At 65.5% G+C, this 14,511-nt stretch carries 13 protein-coding genes; 6 read left to right on the forward strand and 7 right to left on the reverse strand.

Annotation, left to right across the window (positions count from 1 at the left end; translation table 11 throughout):
* Positions 1-104 precede the first annotated feature (104 nt).
* Both rnd and LPW26_RS07285 read left to right on the forward strand, forming a co-directional pair.
* The gene (rnd, locus tag LPW26_RS07280) at positions 105-1,283 is read left to right on the forward strand and encodes a ribonuclease D (RefSeq protein WP_238733851.1); all 1,179 of its coding nucleotides are present in this window, start codon (positions 105-107) and stop codon (positions 1,281-1,283) included.
* Positions 1,280-2,203 (forward strand): bestrophin family protein, encoded by a 924-nt coding sequence (locus LPW26_RS07285; RefSeq protein ID WP_238733852.1) that lies wholly within the window; start codon positions 1,280-1,282, stop codon positions 2,201-2,203. The genes rnd and LPW26_RS07285 overlap by 4 nt, the downstream gene beginning before the upstream one ends.
* A gap of 15 nt (positions 2,204-2,218) precedes the next feature.
* Here LPW26_RS07285 and ppx read toward each other — a convergent pair whose 3' ends face one another.
* From ppx to LPW26_RS07305, 4 genes are all read right to left on the reverse strand, one after another.
* Complete coding sequence (gene ppx / locus LPW26_RS07290; RefSeq protein ID WP_238733854.1) at positions 2,219-3,724, reverse strand: exopolyphosphatase; 1,506 nt, start codon at positions 3,722-3,724, stop codon at positions 2,219-2,221.
* Positions 3,725-3,736: 12 nt separating this feature from the next.
* Positions 3,737-5,938 (reverse strand): RNA degradosome polyphosphate kinase, encoded by a 2,202-nt coding sequence (locus tag LPW26_RS07295; protein ID WP_238733856.1) that lies wholly within the window; start codon positions 5,936-5,938, stop codon positions 3,737-3,739.
* Between the two features lie 157 nt (positions 5,939-6,095).
* The gene (locus LPW26_RS07300; protein WP_238733858.1) at positions 6,096-6,773 is read right to left on the reverse strand and encodes a P-loop NTPase family protein; all 678 of its coding nucleotides are present in this window, start codon (positions 6,771-6,773) and stop codon (positions 6,096-6,098) included.
* 43 nt (positions 6,774-6,816) lie between these two features.
* Positions 6,817-7,446 (reverse strand): CDP-alcohol phosphatidyltransferase family protein, encoded by a 630-nt coding sequence (locus LPW26_RS07305; RefSeq protein ID WP_238733860.1) that lies wholly within the window; start codon positions 7,444-7,446, stop codon positions 6,817-6,819.
* A 180-nt stretch (positions 7,447-7,626) separates the two neighbouring features.
* On the opposite strand from LPW26_RS07305, the gene purM reads away from it, so the two are divergent.
* On the forward strand, positions 7,627-8,700 hold the full coding sequence (gene purM, locus LPW26_RS07310; RefSeq protein ID WP_238733861.1) for a phosphoribosylformylglycinamidine cyclo-ligase: 1,074 nt from the start codon (positions 7,627-7,629) through the stop codon (positions 8,698-8,700).
* Between the two features lie 4 nt (positions 8,701-8,704).
* Positions 8,705-9,355 carry a phosphoribosylglycinamide formyltransferase gene (purN, locus tag LPW26_RS07315; protein WP_319942165.1) on the forward strand — a complete coding sequence of 217 codons (651 nt, stop codon included), beginning with the start codon at positions 8,705-8,707 and terminating at the stop codon, positions 9,353-9,355.
* Between the two features lie 57 nt (positions 9,356-9,412).
* On the opposite strand, the gene LPW26_RS07320 is transcribed toward purN, so the two are convergent.
* Positions 9,413-9,616 (reverse strand): cold-shock protein, encoded by a 204-nt coding sequence (locus tag LPW26_RS07320; protein WP_238733862.1) that lies wholly within the window; start codon positions 9,614-9,616, stop codon positions 9,413-9,415.
* A 540-nt stretch (positions 9,617-10,156) separates the two neighbouring features.
* Here LPW26_RS07320 and LPW26_RS07325 point away from each other — a divergent pair.
* Positions 10,157-10,936 carry a Crp/Fnr family transcriptional regulator gene (locus tag LPW26_RS07325; RefSeq protein WP_238733864.1) on the forward strand — a complete coding sequence of 260 codons (780 nt, stop codon included), beginning with the start codon at positions 10,157-10,159 and terminating at the stop codon, positions 10,934-10,936.
* Positions 10,937-11,022: 86 nt separating this feature from the next.
* On the opposite strand, the gene LPW26_RS07330 is transcribed toward LPW26_RS07325, so the two are convergent.
* Both LPW26_RS07330 and ndk read right to left on the reverse strand, forming a co-directional pair.
* Positions 11,023-11,853 (reverse strand): TerC family protein, encoded by an 831-nt coding sequence (locus LPW26_RS07330; RefSeq protein ID WP_238733866.1) that lies wholly within the window; start codon positions 11,851-11,853, stop codon positions 11,023-11,025.
* Positions 11,854-11,924: 71 nt separating this feature from the next.
* Complete coding sequence (gene ndk, locus LPW26_RS07335; RefSeq protein WP_238733868.1) at positions 11,925-12,347, reverse strand: nucleoside-diphosphate kinase; 423 nt, start codon at positions 12,345-12,347, stop codon at positions 11,925-11,927.
* Positions 12,348-12,511: 164 nt separating this feature from the next.
* Between ndk and LPW26_RS07340 the strand changes: the two genes are divergently transcribed.
* The gene (locus LPW26_RS07340) at positions 12,512-14,389 is read left to right on the forward strand and encodes an ABC-F family ATP-binding cassette domain-containing protein (RefSeq protein ID WP_238733869.1); all 1,878 of its coding nucleotides are present in this window, start codon (positions 12,512-12,514) and stop codon (positions 14,387-14,389) included.
* Positions 14,390-14,511 lie beyond the last annotated feature (122 nt).

Consider the following 14,511-nt stretch of genomic DNA (forward strand, 5'->3'; position numbering starts at 1 on the left):
ACGCTGAGCGTGTCTAGTGCTTCGGATTCGATGGCTTTTCGGGCAAACGGCAGTCTGCCGCCCCTGACCCCCAGGCCGGTTTTTCCGAAACGCGACAGAGTTTAATGGACCTGATTTCCACCACCGAGCAGCTCGCCAGCGCCTGCGCCCGCCTCGCCGCCTTCCCGGTCATCACCGTCGACACCGAGTTTTTGCGCGAGACCACCTACTACCCGCTGCTCTGCGTGGTGCAGCTGGCCAGCGCAGACGAAGCCGTCGTGGTCGATACGCTCGCCCCCGGCATCGACCTGACGCCGTTCTTCGATCTGATGTCGAACGAGAACGTGCTCAAGGTCTTCCACGCGGCGCGCCAGGACATCGAAATCGTCTGGCACCGCGCCGGCATCGTGCCGCATCCGATCTTCGACACCCAGGTCGCCGCCATGGTGCTGGGCTATGGCGACAGCATCGCCTACGACCAGCTGGTCGAGCGCATCACCGGCCATCGCCCGGACAAGACCCACCGGTTCACCGACTGGTCGCGCCGCCCGCTGACCGACGAGCAGCTGCACTACGCGGTCTCCGACGTCACCCATCTGCGCGACGTGTTCGCCGCGTTGGACGCGGACTTGAAGAAGCGCGGCCGCAGCGACTGGGTCAGCGAGGAAATGGAAGTCCTGACCTCGCCGAAAACCTACGACTTCGATCCGGGCAGCGCCTGGGAGCGGCTCAAGACCCGCGTGCGCAAGCCGAAAGAGCTGGCCGTCCTGATGGAAGTGGCCGCCTGGCGCGAGCAGGAAGCGCAGACCCGCGACGTGCCGCGCTCGCGCGTGCTCAAGGACGACGCGCTCGGCGACATCGCCACCCACGCCCCGACGTCGCTGGAGCGGCTCGCGACGCTGCGTTCGCTGCCCAAGGGCTTCGACCGCTCCAAATGGGGATCGGACATCGTCGCCGCGGTCCAGCGTGGCCTCGCGCGCGATCCGGCGACCCTGCCGAAGATCGACAAGCCGCGGAATAACTCCAACGGCGCCGCGATCGTTGAACTGCTCAAGGTGCTGCTGCGGATGACCTCGGAGCGCCACGCCGTCGCCGCCAAAGTGATCGCGACCGTCGACGATCTCGAACAGATCGCCGCCGACGACAAGGCCGAAGTCGGCGCGCTGCGCGGCTGGCGGCGTGAGCTGTTCGGCGACTCCGCGCTGGCCCTGAAGCATGGCCGCCTGGCGCTGGCGATCGAGAAAGGCCGAGTCACCCAGGTCGACCGCACCGCAAACGTGACGGGGCCAAGCGCCGATCGATGATCGTTCGAGCGCAGCCCAATCTGTTTCAACTCTTCTTCCTGGTTCGCGGTTCGGTGGTGCAGCGGATCTATCCGCAGGCGCTGTTCATCGCCGGCCTGTCGATCGTGGTGGTGTGGGCGCATCACGCCTATCCGGGCCTGGTCTCGGACTTCAACAGCGCGCCGTTCGCCGTGCTCGGCATCGCTCTGTCGATCTTCATGGGTTTCCGCAACAACGCCTGCTACGACCGCTGGTGGGAAGCGCGGCGCCACTGGGGTGAACTGATCTGCCTCAGCCGCACCTTGTCGCGGCAGACGCTTCTGCTGACCGAATGCGACAGCGACGGCCGCGCCGCGCGGACCGCTCTGCTCACCCTGGCGATCGCCTTCGCCCAGGCGCTGGTGCTGCATCTGCGCCCTGGCAGCGACGTCGGCAAAGTCACTCGCCATCTGTCGCCGGAGCTGCTCGCCCGCTACCGGGCCAGCCGCAACGCCCCCGAGGTGCTGCTCGCGGCGATGCAGGCCGAGCTTGTCGCGCTGCATCGCGACGGCAGGCTTCGCGACATTCCGTTTCAGATGCTGGACCGGACCATCGGGCAAATGGCGATGGTGCAGGCCGCGTGCGAACGCATCCGCTCGACGCCCGTGCCGTTCGGCTACACGCTGCTGCTGCACCGGACGGCTTATGTGTTCTGCCTGCTGCTTCCGTTCGGCTTCGCCAACACGCTGGGCTGGCTCACGCCCTTCGCGACGGCGCTCGCCGCCTACACGTTCTTCGGCCTCGATGCGCTGGGCTCGGAGCTCGAGGAGCCGTTCGGGCAGTTGCCCAACGATCTTCCGATCGCCGCGCTCGCGGACACGATCGAAATCAATCTGCGCGAGGCTCTCGGCGAAACCGAGCTGCCGCCGCTGCCGGCCCCGGTCGACTACATTCTGGTCTGACGTCCGGGCGCGACCTCAGCGCCGAACGATACTTCCCGTTCGCCCGACCATGCGGGCGAGCTGCTTGAAGCGACTGCCGACGCGGTCGGCGACGAGGTCGACCAGCCGGTGCTCGAAGACCAGCAACAGCTTGCGCTCGCTGGTGCGGAATTGCGTCGCCGGCAGCACGCCGGGCCGTGCCGCACTGATCAGATGCGCGACGCGGAAGGCCGCGCCGAGCAGCCGCGCCCGCTCGTCCATCGCCTGCGTGACCAGCTCGCGCACCGCGGTCGGTGGTTCGTTCTGTTCGCTGAAGCCGGCGTAGCGATAGAACACCGACAGCGCCATAAAGGCGCGCTCCTCATGGGTGACGTCGCCGAAATTGCCGTTGGTGATCAGCGACAGCGTCTGCTCGCCGCGGTGATCGGGATGCACCCGCCAACCGATATCCGACATCAGGCAGGCGGCGTGACGCAGCCGGCGCTCGCCTTCGATCTCGCGCACCTTGGCAATCCGGAACAGCCGGTCGGTCCAGTCGATCAGCTCTTCGGCATGACGAGCCGAGCGCGACAGCAGCTTGTTGAGGTCCTGTGCGGCACAGATCAGGCCGTCTTTGGCGCGCTCAGCGGCGGGCAGCTGTTCGAACAGCAGCCCCTCGCGGACACCGTAGGTCGAGAACACGATGGTCTTCGGCTTCGCCACCTCGATGACGAATTCGAGCACGAGCGCCGCATAGGCGAGCAGCGGCCGCCGCGCGTCGGCGACAAGATCAAGGTCGGCGAGCTGATTAGCTGCCACCAACGCACGCAGCCGACGCGCGAAGCGGAGCGCTTCAGCCGCAGGGATCGCGTAGCCGTGCATCACCTTGAGCTGATAGCCGCTCTGCGCAATGTGGATCCGCGCCAGCGCACGCCAGGTGCCGCCGACCGCGTAGAACGACCGCCCCCGCGCCGCCTTCAGCGGCAGCGCGCCGGCCAGCGCCTCCTTGGCGATCTTCTCGGCGCGCTTCAGCGACTTTTGCGAAGCGTCCTGCAACGCCAGGCTGCCGAGTGGCAGCGTCACACCCTTGCGAACCTGGTTGCCGCGAACGTCGATCAGCTCGAGCGAACCGCCGCCGAGATCGCCGACGATGCCGTTCGGCTTATGAACACCGGAGATCACGCCGAGCGCCGAGAGCTTGGCCTCGCGCGGGCCCGACAGGATCTCGATCGAGACGCCGCAGATTCGCTCCGCGGCGGCGATGAAGTCCGGCCCGTTGCTGGCGTCGCGGCAGGCGGCCGTGGCGATGGCGGACACCCGGCCGACCTTCATGACCCGGATCAGCGCACGAAACCGGCGCAGCGCGGTCAACGCCTTGTCGACGGCGTCGGGCGCCAGCAGCCCGGTGCTCTGCACTTCACGGCCGAGGCCGCACAGCGCCTTTTCGTTGAACACCGTGATCAGGTTGCGCGCCAGCGCCTCGTAGACCACGAGACGCACGGAATTCGAGCCGATGTCGATCACGGCGACGCTGGTGTCGCGCTTCAGCGCCCGCTTATTCAACGTCGCTCTTCCTCAAGCGGACGTGTTGCGCTCCGACCGGCGCGTGAGGCGCCGGGGCGAAGATTCCTTGAGCGACTTTCCACGGCCGGACAGACTCGGATTTGTCATGAAGTAATTGTGGACGTTGAAGGGCTCCTCGCCCTTGGCAATCTTCATACGCGTCGATGATCCGTCCGGCAACAACCGCCAGCTCTGCTCGGTATCCTTCAGGTTCGCCACCATGATCTGCTCCAGCACCTGCTGGTGCACGGTCGGGTTCTGCAGCGGGCACAGAATCTCGACGCGGCGGTCGAGATTGCGCGGCATCATGTCGGCGGACGAGATGTAGACCGACGCCTTCGCGCTCGGCAGGCCGTGGCCGTTGCCGAAGCAATAGACGCGGCCGTGTTCCAGGAAGCGGCCGATGATCGATTTGACCCGGATGTTCTCCGACAGGCCGGGCACGCCCGGACGCAGACAGCAGATGCCGCGAACAACCAGGTCGACCGAGACGCCGGCACGCGACGCTTCATACAGCGCGTCGATGATCTCCGGATCGACCAGCGCGTTCATTTTCAGCCAGATCGCCGCGGGCTTGCCGTGGCGGGCGAACGCCGTTTCGCCCTCGATATGCTCGATCATCCGCTTCCGCAGCGTCAGAGGCGAGACCGCCATCTTCTCGATGTCGCTCGGCTCGGCGTAGCCGGTGATGTAGTTGAACACCCGTGCGGCATCCCGGCCGATGATCGGGTCCGACGTGAAGTACGACAAGTCCGTGTAAATACGCGCCGTGACCGGATGGTAGTTGCCGGTGCCGGTGTGGACATAGGTGGTCAGGCTGCCGCCCTCGCGGCGGACCACCAGCGACAGCTTGGCGTGGGTCTTGAGCTGCAGGAAGCCGTACACCACCTGCACGCCGGCGCGCTCGAGATCGCGCGCCCAGCGGATATTCGCTTCTTCGTCGAACCGTGCTTTGAGCTCGACCAATGCGGTGACCGACTTGCCGGCCTCGGCGGCTTCGGCGAGCGCACGCACGATCGGCGAGTTGTTCGAGGTGCGGTACAGCGTCTGCTTGATCGCGACCACATCCGGATCGCGTGTCGCCTGCTGCAGGAACTGCACTACGACGTCGAACGATTCGTAGGGGTGGTGAACGATCAGGTCTTTCTGGCGGATCGCCGCGAAGATGTCGCCGCCGTGCTCGCGCACGCGCTCCGGATGGCGTGGCACGTAAGGCGGGAATTCGAGGTCGGGACGATCGACGCGGGTCAGCTGCGACAGCTCGTTCATCGCCAGCACGCCGTCGACCAGCAGCACTTCGTCGTCCGATGTCGTCAGCGCACGCTGCACGAAGGCGCGCAGCTCCTCCGGCATGGTGGCATCGACTTCGAGCCGGATCACCGAGCCGCGGCGGCGGCGCTTCAAGGCGGTCTCGAACAGCCGGACGAGGTCCTCGGCCTCTTCTTCGATTTCGAGTTCGCTGTCGCGGATTACCCGGAAAGAGCCCTGCCCCTTGACCAGATAACCTGGAAACAGCCGACCGATGAACAGCGAGGTCGCCTGCTCCAGCGTGATCAGCCGGACCGACTGGTCCTTGCCGTTCGGCGGCAGGCGAATGAAACGGTCGATCTTGCCCGGCATGCGGATCAGCGCGTTCATCGCCCGGCCATCGGTCACGCGCGCCAGCTGCAGCCCGATGGTGAAGCCGAGGCTGGGGATGAACGGAAACGGGTGTGCCGGATCGATCGCCAGCGGCGTCAGCAGCGGGAAGATATTGTGGAGGAAATGGTCCTCGATCCAGGCGCGCTCGGACTTGCTGCAGTCGCGGCCGTCGAGCAGCAAGATGCCGTTCTCGGCCAGCACGCCGCGCAGGTCACGCCAGATCGCCTGCTGATCGGCGGCGAGTCGTGACACCGCCTCGTTGATAAGCACCAGTTGCTCGGCCGGGGTTAGCCCATCGGGGCTGCGCGCTGTGATGCCTTCGCGAACCTGCGCCTTGATGCCCGCGACGCGGACCATGAAGAATTCATCAAGGTTGTTTGCAGAAATTGACAGAAATCGAACGCGTTCGAGCACCGGATGGAGCGGGTTGACCGACTCTTCCAACACGCGACGGTTGAAATGCAGCCACGACAGTTCTCGATTGATGAATCGCTCCGGGCCCGCCGCGACGACTGAGGCCGGCTCGGCCTCACCCTTTTTCTCTTCGATGACAATGACTTGGTCGGAATCCATGAAAATTAGGTCCAGCCTGGTTGGGAAGTGACGTGCCGGTAGGCGGTGCGGCGAGACAATGCTGCATTCGCAAGACGTTTCCATGACAATGATGGACCAGGCGATCGGGCCGTCAAGCCGAAGCGGCGGCCAGGTTGCCGCAGTGCTGCGGGCCCGGTCAGGCGTCGCGCAGCAGCTCGGCGGCGAGCGCCCGTGTCACCGGCCGACCGAGCCGGAGCGCTTCGGTATCCAGAAGCTCCACCGTGCGCCGCGCGGCCGCGAAGGAGCGGTCGATCCGCTTGGCCAGATAGCCGACCAGATTGGCGTCGATGCTCATCTGGCGATCGGCACAGAACTTGACGATCAGCGCCCGAAACAACGCATCGTCGGGTGCCAGCAGATTGACCACCGGCACGGCGCGCAGCCGCGAGCGCAGGTCGCGCAGCTCCGGCGGGAATGCCGACGGCGCCAGCCGCGCTGTGATCAGAACCGAGGCCTCGTCCTCGCGCGCCAGATTCATCAGATGAAACAGCGCCCGCTCGTCGAAGCTGCCCGGGATCAGGTCTTCGACCACCAGCGCACCGGTGGCGAGCTCGCCAGGCACGTCGGCCGGAGTCAAGGCCTGCGCGGAGGTCGAGCGGGCCCCCGCCTGCTCGGCCCAGATCGCCGCCAGATGGCTCTTGCCGCTGCCCTCGGGGCCGACCAGCAGCATGATGCGATTGGGCCAGTCCGGCCAGCTCTCGATCAGCTTGAGCGCGGCGGTATTCGCCGTGCCCTCGAGAAAATCCTCGCGCGACAGGCTTTCGGCGTGCGGCAGGTCCAGAGCAAGCTGTCGAGGTTGTACGCGGACTGCCACGGGAAGTGCTCCATGCCGGCGCTCTGCGCAGCCGGCCGACGCGTCAGCGACCAGGTTCGATCGTACTCATGTGCCGCGTCCACTCCACGAGATAGAGGGAGACCGAAACCAAGGTCAAGACCGTGACCAGTCCCATCAGGATAACGTCGTAGGGCGCGGGCTCGATGCCGAAGCCGAGCGTACCGAGCACCAGCGCCGCGAACCCGACCTGGGCCACCGTGTTCAGTTTCGACACCATCAGCGGCTTCATCGGCACCGGCTTGCCGAACAGCCACGACACGATCACGGCGCCGACAATCATGATGTCGCGCGACACCACCAGGATCACCAGCCAGCGCGGGATCGCGCCCCAGATCCCGAGTGCGACATAGATCGAGACCAGCAGGGCCTTGTCAGCGAGCGGATCGAGCAACGCGCCGAGCTCGCTCGCCATGTTGAAGCGCTTGGCCAGGAAGCCGTCGACCGCGTCGCTTACCCCTGCGACGATGAAGATCGCGAAAGCGATTGCCATTTCGTTCGACGCGATCGCCCAGACAATGACCGGCACCAGCAGGATACGAACAAGCGTAATAATATTCGGAATGCTCACACGACGGTCCCGGCTTGCACCCCAGATGCGGCCAAACTCTCGAAGTTTCCACGGCACCCGGGGCCGGTTGTCTACATAGACCATGCAGGGTCACCTTGCGAGCCATTGCGCGCCGGCGAAATCCGACGTAACCACCCCAAACTATCGCCCGGGCGCGGACAAGCGGGACTTAGGTCTAGCGCAACCGGCGGAAACCATCGGCGGCGGCTTGATGCCGGGCGGCACGCTTGCCCCGCGCAGCGCCTTTTTCTGCAGGAGCCGGCCATGACCGAGCGCAAGCACGGCCTTACCTATGCCGATTCCGGCGTCGATATCGACGCGGGAAATCGTCTCGTCGACCTGATCAAGCCGATGGTGCGGGCGACCGCGCGCGCCGGCGCCGATTCCGAGATCGGAGGCTTCGGCGGCTTGTTCGATCTGAAGGCGGCGGGGTTCAAGGACCCGGTGCTGGTAGCGGCCACCGACGGCGTCGGCACCAAGGTCAAGGTCGCGATCGAGGCCAAGCTGCACGCCGGGATCGGCATTGATCTGGTGGCGATGTCGGTCAACGACCTCGTCGTCCAGGGCGCGGAGCCGCTGTTCTTTCTCGACTACTTCGCCTGCGGCAAGCTCGATCCGGAAGCGACCGCCGAGATCATCGCCGGCGTCGCCGAAGGCTGCCGTGAATCCGGCTGCGCGCTGATCGGCGGCGAGACCGCCGAGATGCCGGGCCTCTACAAGGACGGCGATTACGACCTCGCCGGTTTCGCGGTCGGTGCAGCCGAACGCGGCACGCTGCTGCCCTCGCGCGACATCGCCGAAGGCGACGCGGTGATCGGCCTCGCCTCCTCCGGCGTCCATTCCAACGGCTTTTCGCTGGTCCGCAAGATCGTCGAAAAGTCCGGCCTGGGTTACGACGCGCAGGCGCCTTTCTCACCGGTGATGACGCTGGGCGGCGCGCTGCTGGCGCCGACCAGGCTGTATGTGAAGTCGTGCCTGCACGCGATCCGCACCACCGGTGCGATCAAGGGCCTGGCGCATATCACCGGCGGCGGCTTCACCGACAACATTCCGCGGGTGCTGCCGAAGCATCTCGGCGTCGGCATCGACCTGCCGCGGCTGCCGGTGCTCCCGGTGTTCAAGTGGCTCGCCGAACAAGGCGATATCGCCGAACTCGAACTGCTGCGCACCTTCAACTGCGGCATCGGTATGATCGCGATCGTCAAGGCCGACGCCGTCGAGGCCGTCACCGAGGCGCTCACCAGCACCGGTGAGAGCGTCCACCTGCTCGGCCAGGTGATCGCCGCCCAGGGCGAACACCGCGTCGTGTACGACGGCCACCTCGATCTGTCCTGGTAATCCGGTGAGCAAGCGTCGCGTCGCCATCCTCATTTCCGGGCGCGGGTCGAACATGGCCGCGCTGATCGAAGCCGCCGCGGAAGACGGGTTTCCGGCCGAGATCGCCGTCGTGATCTCGAACACAGCGAGCGCCGGCGGTCTGGCGATCGCGCAGCGCAGCGGCATCGAAACGCTGGTGATCGAGAGCAAGCCGTTCGGCAAGGATCGCGCTGGCTTCGAAGCCGTGCTGCAGGGCGCGCTCGACCAGCGCGGCATCGAGCTGATCTGCCTCGGCGGATTCATGCGGCTGTTCACCGCTGACTTCGTAAATCACTGGAGCGGACGGATGCTGAACATCCATCCGTCGCTGCTACCGTCGTTTCCCGGCCTCGATCCGCACGGCCAGGCGTTGCGCGCCGGGGTGAAGATCTCCGGCGCCACAGTGCATTTCGTCATCGCCGAGACCGACGCCGGTCCGATCGTCATGCAGGGCGCGGTGCCGGTGCATGACGACGACACCACGGACGAACTGGCCGCACGCGTACTCGCCGTCGAGCACCGGATCTATCCGAAAGCACTCGAGCTCGTCGCATCCGGCCGAACGCGTTTCGAGGGCGACCTCTGCAAATCGACGTCGAACACCATCACCGATCAAGCATTGATCGTTCCGGTGTAACGCGAGCACGTTGGGCAGATCGCGTCCTGAGCTGCGGTCCGCTCAGCAGCCGAGCTGTCAGGTCACCTTCAAATTCTCAGCCGATGCCTTGCCACGGTTTTCGACGAGTTCGTACTCGACCGTCTGATTTTCATTCAGGGTGCTGAGTCCGGCGCGCTCGACGGCCGAGATATGGACGAATACATCCTTGTCGCCGGTGCTCGGCCGGATGAAGCCGTACCCCTTGGTCGGGTTGAACCATTTGACGGTGCCCTTCTGCATCGGCTGTCTCCTGTCTGGACATAAAAAAAGACGCGGCCGCGATCTGCGTGCCACGCCACAAACGGCGATCCCGAGGCCTGCCGACGTTTGGTCTCAGACTTCGAAGTCCCAGATTTCCAAGCTTCCAAGTCGCGAAACATCGACGTCAAATGGGCCCAACCCGATTGCGCATGAATTGCAACACGATTTTTCAAGCTTAGCAAGCCTTGCGAGTGCTGCAGAAATAAGCGCCGCATAGTTGCGTCGCTTAGTTGAACTGATCACTTGATCGGCGCTGACAACTTGTTGCTTTGCGGCGAGCCGCAAAGCCGATCAATTTAGAGCCGTTCTGATCGAAAAACAGGCGCGGCGGCCTGATGCTTCAAAACACCCAAGATGGGTGCAGCGCCGCATGTGGACAGGTTCCATTGCATGCGACAATTTTGAACACTCGCTACGATGTTCATGCACCGTACAGTTGACTACTGTCCGCGCTGAATCGGCTGAGCCGGTTCCCCTTCGCCCCACCACTCACCCGCGCGCAAGGAGACCGTTCTGATCGTGTCCAGCGAAATCAACAATGCCCCCATCCCGGTGAAGAACCGCGTTCTTGCGCAGCTCGCTCCGGATGACCTGCTCGCCCTGCAACCGATGCTGCGGCCGATCGATTTCCGAGGGCGCGCGGTGCTGCAGGAAGCCAACCGTCGCATCGAACACGTCCACTTCATCGAGCAGGGCTTGGTGTCCCAAGTCGCCGGCAGCCGTACCGATTACGTCGAGACTGCGATGGTCGGCGTATTCGGATACGTGGGCGTGCCCGTCGTGCTCGGGAACCCCATCGCGTCGCAACGCTCGATCGCTTCCATGCCGGGAACCGCGCTGCGCATCTCGGCAGAAGACCTCACGGCCGTACTCGCGGATCGACCGCACATCCGCGAGCACCTGCTGCGCTACGTTCAGGCGCTGATCGCGCAGAACACTCAGAGCGTGCTGTGCGCCGCACGACACGAGATCAATCAGCGACTGGCGCGCTGGCTGCTTCTGGCTAACGACCGCATCCAGACCGACGTCCTGCACATCACCCACGAGCTGCTCGCCGCCAGCCTCGGGGTGCGCCGCGCCAGCATCACCAACGCGCTGCTGCAGTTCGAGGCAGAGGGGCTGGTGCAGAAAACCCGCGGCGCAGTCCGCGTCACGGACCGCGCTGGCCTCGAAGGCCGCGCCTGCGATTGCTATGGCGTCGTGCGCGACGCCTATGCGTGGACGCAGACGACGCATGACGGGCACGCCCATGACGGCTGCAGCCACAGCCACGATGAGATCATCGCCGGCACGGCCTGACGATTAGGCCCGCGTCGTCGCCGACGTGGGCCTTCGCAGCCATCGGTGGATCGCAGAAACGCCCGCGCTCGCGGGCGTTTTGCGTATCAGGACGGCGTTGCGGCGGCGTTGTTGTCGAGCGAAATGCGCCGCCAGATCGTGCCGGCGATCAGCACGAGCACAGCCCCGCACAGCGCGAACAGATATTCGCCGACATGGCCGGGCACCCCGAAATCGGTGACCAGTCCGATCGTCCGGAACAGCTGGTCGATATGAGCGCCCGGGCCATCGAACGTCAGCATCAGCGGTTGGATCGCCGGATCGGTCGCGATCACCTCGCCCGCGATCCAGCCGAGCAATGCGGCGCCGAACCAGACCAGCAGCGGCAACTTCTCCAGCACCAGCATGATCAGCGCTGCGCCGGCGACGATCAGCGGCACGCTGATGGCGAGGCCGAGGATCAGCAGCGGCGCACTGCCATTGGCGGCCGCCGCGACGGCGATGACGTTGTCGAGGCTCATGATGATGTCGGCGACGACGACGATCTGCACCGCGTGCCACAAGTGCTTGCCGGACTTGACGCTGTCCTCGTCTTCGTTTTCGGGCACCAGCAGCTTGGCGGCGATCACCAGCAGCGCCAGACCACCGATCAGCTTGAGATACGGCCACTCCATCAGAGTGGCGACGATGCCGGTGAAGATGATGCGTAACAGAACAGCGGCGCCGGCGCCGAGGATCATGCCCCACAGCCGATGCTGGGCATTGAGGCCGCGGCAGGCAAGCGCGATCACCAGCGCGTTGTCGCCGGAGAGCAGCACATTGATCCAGATGATCTTGCCGACGGAAAGCCAGAACGCAGGCTGGTGGATGTCGCTTTTGAACTGGGCGACCAGACCCGACAGGGTCGCGGGATCAAAGATGCTCAGAACCCAGTCCACAGCCCCTCACCGCGCTGGAAAAATGGCCGCGGCCGCCCTGAGCGGTCCGCGACCATGGTGCGTCACAACGTTCAGCCGACGATTTCGTTGCCGGCGAAGAACTGCGCGATTTCGATAGCGGCAGTTTCCGGAGCGTCCGAACCGTGCACCGAGTTTTCGCCGATCGACTTGGCGTGGACCTTGCGGATGGTGCCGTCAGCCGCCTTCGACGGATCGGTCGCGCCCATCACGTCGCGATACTTCGCGATGGCGCCTTCGCCTTCGAGCACCTGCACGACGACCGGGCCGGACGTCATGAAGTCGACCAGCTCGCCAAAGAACGGGCGTTCCTTGTGCACCGCGTAGAAGGTCTCGGCCTGGCCGCGGGTCATGTGGATCCGCTTCTGCGCCACGATGCGCAGACCGGCCTTTTCGATCAGGGCGTTGATCGCGCCGGTGATGTTACGCTCGGTCGCGTCGGGCTTGAGGATCGAGAAAGTCCGCTGAATCGCCATGGAAGGTCCTTGAAAGCTAGGGCTGAAGGGAGTTGCGCGGCTTATATCGACGCCGCTGCGGTCCGGCAAGCCGCGGGCGTCCTCCGCACCGGCAGAATCGTGCCGGACTTCACATTCGCCGCCTCACCGGTTGCCTTTGGCGGCCGTCCCGGTCAAAACGCGCCATGCTTACCCTCTCCGACATTTCGGTCCGGATCGCCGGACGGCTGCTGATCGACCAGAGCACGGTGCAGATCGCGCCGGGCGCCCGGGTCGGCTTCATCGGCCGCAACGGCGCCGGCAAGTCGACGCTGTTTCACGCCATCCGCGGCGAGCTGGCGACCGAGACCGGCCGCATCACCATGCCGCCGCGCTGGACCGTGGGCAGCCTGGCCCAGGAGGCGCCCAACGGCCCGGAGACGCTGATCGAGGTGGTGCTGAAGGCCGATCTCGAACGCCACGCGCTGCTGGAGGAGGCAGAGACCGCGCACGACCCGCACCGCATTGCCGAGATCCAGACCCGGCTGGTCGATATCGATGCGCACTCGGCCCCTGCCCGCGCCGCCGCGATCCTCAGCGGCCTTGGTTTTTCCGCAGAGGACCAGTTGCGGTCCTGCTCGGAATTTTCCGGCGGCTGGCGGATGCGGGTCGCACTGGCGGCGACGCTGTTCGCGGCGCCCGATCTGCTGTTGCTCGACGAGCCGACCAACTATCTCGATCTCGAAGGCACGCTATGGCTCGAGGATCACCTCGCCAACTATCCGCGCACGGTGATCGTGATCAGCCACGACCGCGATTTGCTCGACACCTCGGTCAACGAGATCCTGCATCTCGATCGCGGCCGGCTGGTACACTTCCGCGGCACCTACTCGGCCTATGCGGAATTCCGCGCCAACAAGGAAGCGCTCGACGCCAAGAACGCCAAGCGCGAGGAAGCGCGGCGCAAGCACCTGCAGGAATTCGTCGACCGCTTCAAGGCCAAGGCCTCGAAAGCGCGTCAGGCGCAGTCGCGCGTCAAGATGCTCGAAAAAATGAAGCCGGTGACGCGGCTGGTGAGCGACGACGTGCCGGACATCATCTTCACCCCGCCGGAGAAGACGCTGTCGCCGCCGATCCTCGCGGCCGACAACGTCACCGTGGGTTACGATCCCGCGCATCCGGTGCTGCGCAACGTCACGCTGCGCGTCGACACCGAAGACCGCATCGCGCTGCTCGGCGCCAACGGCAACGGCAAGTCGACCCTGGTGAAGCTGCTCGCCGATCGGCTGGCGCCGTTCTCCGGATCGGTGACGCGCGCCGACAAGCTGTCGGTCGCGTACTTCGCTCAGCATCAGCTCGACGAACTCAACCCGGACGGCTCGCCCTACGACCACATCCGCCGGCTGATGCCGGACGCGCCCGAGAGCAAGGTCCGGACGCGGGCCGGCACCATGGGGTTCTCCGGCAAAGCCGCCGATACGCTGGTCAAGAGCCTGTCGGGCGGCGAGAAAGCTCGCCTGCTGCTCGGGCTGGCGACGTTCTTCGGCCCGAACATGATCATCCTCGACGAGCCGACCAACCATCTCGACATCGACAGCCGCGCCGCGCTGGCCGAGGCGATCAACGACTTCCCGGGCGCCGTGATCATGGTGTCGCATGATCGCTATCTGATCGACGCCTGCGCCGATCAGCTCTGGGTCGTCGCCGATCACAAGGTCAAACCCTATGACGGCGACCTCGACGATTATCGCCGCGCCGTGCTGTCGTCGCGCAGCGGCCGCCCCGCGCGCGACACCAAGGAGCGCAGCGACGGCGGCGCTGTCGCCAAGCCCGCGCAGCCGCGGCCGAAGAAAACGGTGCCGCTGAAGCAGCAGATCGCCGACGCCGAATCCGAGATCGAACGCATCACCGCCATCATCGACAAGATCGACGCCGCCCTCGCGCTGCCGGATCTGTTCACCCGCGATCCGAAACAGGCCGCCCAACTATCAACCGCCCGCGCCAACGCCCAGGCCGCGCTGCATAAAGCCGAAGAGAAATGGCTCGCAGCCAGCGCCGCGCTGGATGCGCCGCAGGGGTCGTAACAAGAGCCGGCCAGCAAACCGCAGGAATTATGGAGTCTGGCCTGACACTCGGTCGTTGCGAGCGGCCCGAACCTCACGCCGCGTCATGCCCGGCTTCGTGCCGGGCATCACGCCTTGCAGCG

It is taken from the genome of Rhodopseudomonas infernalis (genome assembly GCF_022271405.1).
GTDB classification, from domain to species: domain Bacteria; phylum Pseudomonadota; class Alphaproteobacteria; order Rhizobiales; family Xanthobacteraceae; genus Rhodopseudomonas; species Rhodopseudomonas infernalis.

Excerpts from the sequence above, each read along its gene's own strand:
- rnd (WP_238733851.1), top strand. The coding sequence starts at position 105 with ATGGACCTGATTTCCACCACCGAGCAGCTCGCCAGCGCCTGCGCCCGC.
- LPW26_RS07285 (WP_238733852.1), top strand. The coding sequence starts at position 1,280 with ATGATCGTTCGAGCGCAGCCCAATCTGTTTCAACTCTTCTTCCTGGTT.
- LPW26_RS07295 (WP_238733856.1), bottom strand. The coding sequence starts at position 5,938 with ATGGATTCCGACCAAGTCATTGTCATCGAAGAGAAAAAGGGTGAGGCC.
- LPW26_RS07305 (WP_238733860.1), bottom strand. The coding sequence starts at position 7,446 with ATGGTCTATGTAGACAACCGGCCCCGGGTGCCGTGGAAACTTCGAGAG.
- purM (WP_238733861.1), top strand. The coding sequence starts at position 7,627 with ATGACCGAGCGCAAGCACGGCCTTACCTATGCCGATTCCGGCGTCGAT.
- LPW26_RS07320 (WP_238733862.1), bottom strand. The coding sequence starts at position 9,616 with ATGCAGAAGGGCACCGTCAAATGGTTCAACCCGACCAAGGGGTACGGC.
- ndk (WP_238733868.1), bottom strand. The coding sequence starts at position 12,347 with ATGGCGATTCAGCGGACTTTCTCGATCCTCAAGCCCGACGCGACCGAG.
- LPW26_RS07340 (WP_238733869.1), top strand. The coding sequence starts at position 12,512 with ATGCTTACCCTCTCCGACATTTCGGTCCGGATCGCCGGACGGCTGCTG.